The 6,664-nt window shown below is 69.8% G+C and carries 6 protein-coding genes; 2 read left to right on the top strand and 4 right to left on the bottom strand.

The window, feature by feature from the left end:
* On the top strand, positions 1-310 hold a 310-nt coding region (locus tag ND748_RS21690), incomplete at its 5' end, for an Rv3235 family protein (RefSeq protein WP_251747824.1).
* A gap of 94 nt (positions 311-404) precedes the next feature.
* Here ND748_RS21690 and secA read toward each other — a convergent pair.
* Positions 405-3,371 (bottom strand): preprotein translocase subunit SecA, encoded by a 2,967-nt coding sequence (gene secA, locus ND748_RS21685; RefSeq protein ID WP_251747823.1) that lies wholly within the window; start codon positions 3,369-3,371, stop codon positions 405-407.
* 313 nt (positions 3,372-3,684) lie between these two features.
* Between secA and ND748_RS21680 the strand changes: the two genes are divergently transcribed.
* The gene (locus ND748_RS21680; protein WP_251747822.1) at positions 3,685-4,266 is read left to right on the top strand and encodes a GNAT family N-acetyltransferase; all 582 of its coding nucleotides are present in this window, start codon (positions 3,685-3,687) and stop codon (positions 4,264-4,266) included.
* On the opposite strand, the gene ND748_RS21675 is transcribed toward ND748_RS21680, so the two are convergent.
* The 3 genes from ND748_RS21675 to ND748_RS21665 form a co-directional block, all read right to left on the bottom strand.
* Positions 4,259-4,972 (bottom strand): response regulator transcription factor, encoded by a 714-nt coding sequence (locus tag ND748_RS21675; protein WP_009740324.1) that lies wholly within the window; start codon positions 4,970-4,972, stop codon positions 4,259-4,261. The two genes, ND748_RS21680 and ND748_RS21675, sit on opposite strands and share 8 nt — an antisense overlap.
* Positions 4,973-5,104: 132 nt before the next feature.
* A complete protein-coding gene (gene hpf, locus ND748_RS21670; protein WP_251747821.1) occupies positions 5,105-5,899 on the bottom strand; it encodes a ribosome hibernation-promoting factor, HPF/YfiA family in 795 nt (264 codons plus the stop codon).
* Positions 5,900-6,228: 329 nt separating this feature from the next.
* The coding region (locus tag ND748_RS21665; RefSeq protein WP_285902506.1) for a ComF family protein at positions 6,229-6,664 on the bottom strand (436 nt) is incomplete at its 5' end.

The following is a 6,664-nucleotide window of genomic DNA, read 5'->3' as shown; positions in this document are numbered from 1 at the left end:
GACCGCGCCCGCGCGGGAGGCAGCCGTGATCGTCGTCCGAGCCATCGTCGAGGCGCTCGGCGGCGTGCGTCCCGTGTCCCACCTCGCCGCCTGGACGACGCCCAGGCTTCAGAACGATCTCGAGCGCATCGCCGCGCAGCTCAGCGACCGCCGCCGCGGCCAGGTGCGCAGCGTGCGGGTGAGCGAGCCGCGACCGGGCGTCGCCGAGGTGTCGGCGGTGATCAACCGTGGTGCCCGGGCGGCGGCGCTGGCATTGCGGATGGAAGTCGCCGGCGGCCGGTGGCGAGTCACGACTCTGCAGGTCGGCTGACCGAGCGGCGCCCCGACACCGGCTTCTCGGCCGTCGGGCAGCGGGGTCACCCGCCGTCCGACGGCCGGGAGCGAAGGAACGGGTAGCGCGTTCTTTACTCGGCCTCGGCGTTGCGCCGCGCGGGATCTCCGTGGCACCGCTTGTACTTACGACCCGAGCCGCACGGGCAGGGGGCGTTACGGGCGGGGCGGGCGCCGCTCGCACCTGCCGCCGACCCGCCGGCGGGACCACGAGCCGCTCGGGCCGCGCCGCCACCGACCGGCGACTCGGCACCCGAGTCCAGAGTGGTGACCGGCCCGGCGCCGCCGTCAACCGATGGCGCGGTGTAGCGAAGCCCACCGGTCGGCCGGCGTGGCTCCAAGCCCTTGACGAAGACCGGCGGTGCGGCCGGGGGCGCCGGCGCAGGTGGCATCTCTGGCGGGGTCCGGCGCGCGGCCGCTCGGTCGTCCTCGGCGACGTCCGGCAGGGCCACGGGCGCAACCGCAGCGGGCAGAGCGGCGGCTCCCGCGGGGACCGCCGGAGCGACGGCGACGCTTTCCGCGGGCGCCGCCTCGGTCTCCTGGCCGGCAATCTGGACCTCGACGTTGAACAGCAGGCGGACGGACTCCTCCTTGATGCCCTCCATCATCGTCTGGAACATGTCGAAACCCTCGCGCTGGTATTCGACCAGCGGGTCGCGCTGTCCCATCGCCCGCAGGCCGATGCCCTCCTGCAGGTAGTCCATTTCGTAAAGGTGCTCGCGCCACTTGCGGTCCAGCACCGCGAGCACGACCCGCCGCTCCAGCTCACGCATGATCGGTTCGTCGTCGACGCCTTCGCCGAGGTCGAGTTCGCGGCGGTCGTACGCCTCCTGCGCGTCGGCCTGGACATCCTCCAGCAGGTGATCGGGGGTGAGCCCGTCGCGATCGTCGGAGTCGGGCGCCTCCACTCCGACCGGGTAGAGCTGGCCGAGCGCGGTCCACAGGGTGTCGAGATCCCACTCCTCGGGATAGCCGTCGGAGGTGGCACCGCGCACGTACCCCTCGACGGTGTCGTCGACGAAGTGCCGCACCTGCTCGTGCAGGTCGGCGCCGTCGAGGACCTTGCGGCGCTCCTCGTAGATGACGGTGCGCTGCTTGTTCATGACCTCGTCGTACTTGAGGACGTTCTTGCGGATCTCGAAGTTCTGGCCCTCGACCTGGGTCTGGGCCGATCGGATCGCCCGCGTCACGATCTTCGACTCGATCGGGACGTCCTCGGGGATGTTGAGGCGATCCATGATCCCCTCGACGGCGGCCGCGTTGAACAGCCGCATGAGGTCGTCGCCGAGGGAGAGGTAGAACCGCGACTCGCCGTGGTCGCCCTGCCGGCCGGCGCGGCCGCGTAGCTGGTTGTCGATGCGCCGGGACTCGTGCCGCTCGGTGCCGAGCACGTACAGGCCGCCGGCCTCGACGACCTCCTCGTGCTCGGTCTTCACCGACTGCCGGGCCTTCTCCAGCGCCTCCTGCCAGGCCGCCTCGTAGTCCTCGGGGGTCTCGATGGGTGACAGCCCGCGCTGGCGCAGCTCGGCCTGGGCGAGGAACTCCGGGTTCCCGCCGAGCATGATGTCGGTACCGCGACCGGCCATGTTCGTCGCCACCGTGACGGCGCCCTTGCTGCCCGCCTCGGCGATGATGGTCGCCTCCCGCTCGTGGTGCTTGGCGTTGAGGACCTCGTGCGGCACGCCCCGCCTGGTGAGCTGCTTGGACAGGTACTCGGACTTCTCCACGCTCGTGGTGCCGACCAGGACCGGCTGGCCCTTCTCGTGCCGCTCGGCGATGTCCTCGACCACGGCGTCGAACTTTGCGATCTCGGTCTTGTAGACGACATCCGGCTGGTCGTTACGGATCATCGGCTTGTTCGTCGGGATCGGCACCACGCCGAGGGCGTAGATCTGGTGGAACTCGGCCGCCTCGGTCATGGCGGTACCGGTCATTCCGGATAGCTTGTCGTAGAGCCGGAAGTAGTTCTGCAGAGTGATCGTCGCGAGAGTCTGGTTCTCCTGCTTGATCTCGACCTTTTCCTTGGCCTCGATCGCCTGGTGCATTCCCTCGCTGTAGCGCCGGCCGTGCAACACCCGGCCGGTGAACTCGTCGACGATGAGGACCTCGCCGTCGGTGACGATGTAGTCCTTGTCTCGCTTGTAGAGCTCTTTGGCCTTCAGCGAGTTGTTCAGGTAGCCCACGAGCGGGGTGTTCACCGACTCGTAGAGGTTTTCGATGCCGAGCTGATCCTCGACCTTCTCCACGCCGGACTCGGTGATGGCCACCGTCCGCTTGCCCTCTTCGACCTCGTAGTCGACGTCGCGCTCCAGCAGGGGGGAGATCCGGGCAAACTCCGTATACCAGCGGGTCGGATGGTCCGCCGGACCACTGATGATCAATGGCGTGCGGGCCTCGTCGATGAGAATCGAGTCGACCTCGTCGACCACCGCGAAGTTGTGGCCGCGCTGGACCAGCTCGTCCGCGCTCCAGGCCATGTTGTCGCGCAGATAGTCGAACCCGAACTCGTTGTTCGTGCCGTAGGTGATGTCGCAGGCGTACTGGGCCCGACGGACCGGGGGCGGCATCTGCGGGTGGATCACCCCGACGGTGAGCCCGAGGAAACGGTGGACACGTCCCATGTTCTCGGCGTCACGCTGGGCGAGGTAGTCGTTGACCGTGACGATGTGCACGCCCTCGCCGGCCAGGGCGTTGAGGTACGCGGGCAGGGTGGAGACCAGCGTCTTGCCCTCACCGGTCTTCATCTCGGCGATGTTGCCGAGATGAAGCGCCGCACCACCCATGATCTGCACGTCGAAGTGCCGCTGGCCGAGTGTGCGCCGGGCCGCCTCGCGAACGGCGGCGAATGCCTCGGGCAACAGGTCGTCGAGGGACTCCTTACCCTCCGCGACACGCTGGCGGAACTCGTCGGTCATGCCTCGCAACTCGCCGTCGGACAGCCCGGTGAAGTCGTCCTCGATCAGGTTCACCTGCTCGGCGATCGCCTTGAGCTTGCGCAGAATCCGGCCCTCGCCGGCACGCAAGATCTTGTCTAGAACCACGGGCGAAACTCCTCCGGCAGGCATGTCGGCGAGGCACCGACCACACGATGCTAGCCCCTGGACCGTCCCCCATCACATCCATCGGGACGCGGTTCCTCGGGCCGCGGTCGGCGACGGGCTGCGCGGGGTGGGACGGTGCCGACGCCTGGGCGCGGGGATTGCGTGGACACAAACGAGCAGGACAACGGGGGCGATGGCGCGGCGACCCGCGATTGGCGTCACCCACTCCAACGTCCGGGGACGCCACGGGGTGCCCGGGCGGGTGGACGGGGGTACGCCGCGTGCCGGCGGTGAACCGGTAAAAGGTAGAGACATGCCGTCTCTCGAACCGGCGGAGATCACCGCCGGCAGCCTGCACCTGCGCCCGTGGCGCCCGTATGACGTCGACGCCGTGTACGAAGCCTGCCAGGATCCGGAGATTGGGCGGTGGACGCTGGTGCCCACGCCCTACGAACGCCAGCATGCCGAGGACTTCGTGGCCCGGCAGGCCCCCGCCGCCTGGGCGGACGGGACCGGCGCGCCGTTCGCGGTCGTCGACGCCACGACCGAGCAGTTGCTCGCCTCGGTCGCGCTGGGGAACATCACCGACCTGGGGGACGCCGAAGTCGGCTACTGGTGCGCAGCCCCGGCCCGCGGCCAGGGCGTGATGTCACAGGCGGTGGCGACCCTGACCCGTTGGGGCTTTGGGGCCCTGGGGCTGGCCCGGATCGGCTGGCGGGCCAAGGTCGGCAACACCGGGTCCCTCCGAGTGGCCGAGAAATGCGGATTCACCTTGGAGGGGACCCTACGACAGGCCCTGGTGACGGGCGACGGCCGGCGAGTCGACTGCTGGGTCGGCTCGCGACTCGCGGACGACCCGCCACCGCCCGAAGACCCGCGACGACGACTCAGGTAATTTCGAGTAGTTTCTCCCGGACCGCGTAGACCACCGCCTCCATCCTGGAATGCAACTGCAGCTTCTCCAGAATGTTGCGGATGTGGTTCTTCACGGTGTTTTCGCTGATGTAGAGCTGCTTGGCGATGTCGCGGTTGTTCATGCCCTTGGCGACGAGGCGAAGCACCTCCATCTCCCGGTCGGTGAGCCGGGGCGTGGGGAGCTGCGGCCGGTCATCCTTGTTCTTGATCATCGCCGCGAACTCGCTGAGCAGCTTGGACGCCATCGACGGGCTGATCAGACTCTGGCCGCCGTAGACGGCGCGAATATCGGCGGCGACCTCGTCGATGGAGATCTCCTTGAGCAGGTAGCCCATGGCTCCTGCCTTGATCGCGTCGTAGAGGTCGGCCTCCTCGTCACTGATCGTCAACATGACGATCTTCGCGCTCGGCACCGCCTCCTTGATGGCGCTCGTGGCGTCGATCCCGCCGCGGCGCGGCATCCGCACGTCCATGAGCACGATGTCGGGGGCCATCTCCTTTGCCATCGTCACGGCCTCGGACCCGTCCGCGGCCTCCCCGACGACCTCGATGTCGACCTCCTGGCCCAGCACCATCTCCAACCCGCGCCGGAACAGTGCATGGTCGTCGACGATGAGCACCCGGATGGGGTTCGCCTCCGATGGCGTCGGCAGCACCTCCTCAGAGCGCTGCTCCTCCACCGTCATCTGACCTCCTTAGGACCACTTTCACCCGGGTCACGCCACCCCGCGCGTCTGCGCGCGGGGTGGCGTGCCGTGCACTCCGACACCCGAGGCAAATGGTCCCACGTCAGCCGGTGGGCGTGACCTGCAGATCGTCTAAAGAGCGGCCGAGCTCGCGAACGCGCCGCGATCCTGGGCGGATCGGTCCACGTCACGGTGTGCGTCCAGCGATGCGGCCGCCGCCGCCCCGGCCGGTCCCGAGAGCCTGATCACGCCGTAGTCGTAGCCGACGCGGCGGTAGACCACGCTGGGCAGGCCGAGGTCGGCGTCCAGGAACAGATAGAAGTCATGGCCGACCAGCTCCATGTTGGACAGGGCGTCCTCGAGCGTCATCGGGTCGGCCTCGTGCGTCTTCTCCCGCACGACCAGCGGGTCCTGCTCCGCCGCCGCGCCCTGGCCAGCCGGGCTGTGGGCCGCGGCGAGCGAGTCGGCAGGGGCAGCGACGACCGGGCGCGCCGAGTTTCCCCCGGACGGTGCCGCCTCGACGGCGGGATGCAGGTCGGCCGGTCGGGTGCCCTCCAGCGGCATCAGGCTCTCCAGCGGCACGGAGGTGATGCCGGACTGCTTGGCACCAGCGTGGTTGGCGTGGTGGCGGACCCGCCGGTCGGCCGCTCGGCGTAGGCGCTCGGCGAGCTTGCCGGTGGCCAGGTCGAGGGCGGCGTAGCAGTCGGCGGCGGCAGCCTCGGCCCGGATCACCGGACCCCGCGAGTACACGGTCAGCTCAACCCGATCGCAGACGTCGGACAGCCGCGGGTTGTGCTCCTTCGACAGCTCGACGTCAACGCTGATGATGTTGGAGTCCAACCGCTCCAACTTGGCGAGCTTGGCCTCGACATGATTGCGGAACCGTTCCGAAACCGCGGTGTGCCTGCCCTTGACCACGATGTCCACGCGATCCACCTCCCGTTCGCCGATCCCGGCGACGCGACCTGCGCCAGCGGCCGGCCGTGCGCCGGTATGTTGTGGCGTCCCCCGGGACACGTCCGGCCTCAGGGCCGAGACGATCCACGGACGCCCTGTCCACGGTTGTCGCACCTTCCCGTCGTGCCGTCTGCGGATGGTCGCCCGCGTTCGCCTCCTTCCCCGCTGCGGCGGGCCTACTCCGCCCATCTGCCCAGCATCCGCACGACGCGTGCGCTACGCCCGGCCGGCATCAGAGCCCGCCGCCGCCCATTCGTTCGCCCCTTGCGGGCGGACACGGACGGTGCGTACCGGCAGTTTCACCCCGGCGGGCCGTGGATCGCGGGTAGGGCGACTCTTCCGCGCGTCGGATCGGTGACGGCGATCACCGCGACGGCCGCGGTCGGCACGGAGGCCGCCCGCAGCGCCCGCACTGCCTCCCCCACCGTCGCGCCCGTCGTCAGCACGTCGTCGACCACGATGACCCGCGCGCCCGCCGGCAACACCGCACGCGCCGGATTCGCCAGCTCGAAGGCACCGGCGAGGTTCGCCGCCCGCGCCGCGGCACCCAACCCGGCCTGATCGGCGAGCCGACGCACCGGCCGCAGCACGGGCGCGACGCCCACCCGGTGACCGTGCCGACGCAGCACGGTGGCTGCCGCGGAGCACAGCAGTGCCAGGTGATCGAAGCCGCGCCGACGACGGGCCGCCGCGCTCGAGGGCACCGGCACGAGCACGCACGCAGGCATGGGGGCC

This window comes from Frankia sp. AiPs1 (assembly GCF_023716945.1).
Classification (GTDB): Bacteria; Actinomycetota; Actinomycetes; order Frankiales; family Frankiaceae; genus Frankia.
Note: the sequence above shows the minus strand (reverse complement) of the source record. Positions and strands in the feature narration are given on the sequence as shown.